Consider the following 1,117-nt stretch of genomic DNA (forward strand, 5'->3'; position numbering starts at 1 on the left):
CACTGCGCTTCGAGCGCGAGAAATTGATTGGGCGATTGCTTCCGCGGATATCATCGTGGCCAGCGGCCAGGCGCCGCATTCACAGGCCGAACATATGACCGCACCGTCATCCCCTGTTCTACCAGAAAAAGATCTTGCAGCCCGGGCCGTTCCCATACGAGTCAGAGCCCTTATTCCATGCCGAAACACAAAGATGCTGGTCATTGTCGCCGGCGCACCTACCCGCGCAAGCTGTCTGATGCGATCTGCTCGCAATGATATGTGAGATATTTTGACGAGAACTGTCCCGCCAAGCTTCGCAAAATACAAGATATAAAGGCAAACAGCAGCGACCTGCGATACCAGCGTTGCGACGGCCAGGACGGTCCGGTTCAGCTGTTTGATGCTCCGCACGGCGCAAGTCTCGAAGTGACAGATGCATCTCATCTCACGTCGCAGGAGGCTGAGAAGCTGATCGCAGAGAGGCGGCTTGGACGCACTGTTCTCGAGCGTTTTATCCCCGGTGTCGGTTTTTTCCGTGCGGGTTGCAGACTGTCAGCGGCGCGCGCCTCCTGGTTACCCCGATCGCAATCGCTGGAAATAGCGATCACGATCCGCTGGAAACGGTGATCACGATGGTCTGGAATCCGTGCTCACGATCGGCTGGAACACGCACATAGAGGTCGTCGGCGTCCTCGTAGCCGCAGCAGATCGCGAACATGCGCGCGCGGAACATATCGATCAGGCTGTGCACGACCCGCGTCGGATCGCGCCGATCCGGGAGCCCCCGGGCCAGATTGTCGGCCAAGCCGAGACGCCGCTTGGCCATCGCCAGAAGCATCACGCCCCCGTCGAGGTCAGGCGACCGCCATCGAGGGCAGCTGTGACTTTCGTGGCGTGAACGGCTTGAAACGAGAATGGCAGAATCGTATCGCCGGTCATGGCGGGCGTGGCGTTGGCGGTTGGAAGGTGATAGGGGTGGCTTCACAACCGAATTCTGCGCTGCATCAGCGCTTTACACCACGCTCGCCAGCCCCTCAGGCGCACTCTTGCGAATTAAGCGCATCAGGATGAATGGTATGGATCCGATCTATAACGACCCGAACTCTTGGATGCGCTGGTACGCCGAGCAACAGGA

At 59.0% G+C, this 1,117-nt stretch carries 1 protein-coding gene and 1 pseudogene; one reads left to right on the forward strand and one right to left on the reverse strand.

The genetic code is table 11. From position 1 onward, the window contains the following. Positions 1 to 265, forward strand: a 265-nt coding sequence (locus tag AC0L3P_RS39785) for a hypothetical protein (RefSeq protein ID WP_473309438.1), incomplete at its 5' end; no start/stop codon positions are given. A gap of 393 nt (positions 266 to 658) precedes the next feature. On the opposite strand, the pseudogene AC0L3P_RS39790 reads toward AC0L3P_RS39785, so the two are convergent. Beyond that, a pseudogene (locus AC0L3P_RS39790) lies at positions 659 to 921 on the reverse strand (transposase); the annotation flags it as partial. Positions 922 to 1,117 lie beyond the last annotated feature (196 nt).

The sequence above is a fragment of the Bradyrhizobium sp. WSM4874 genome (assembly GCF_055811835.1).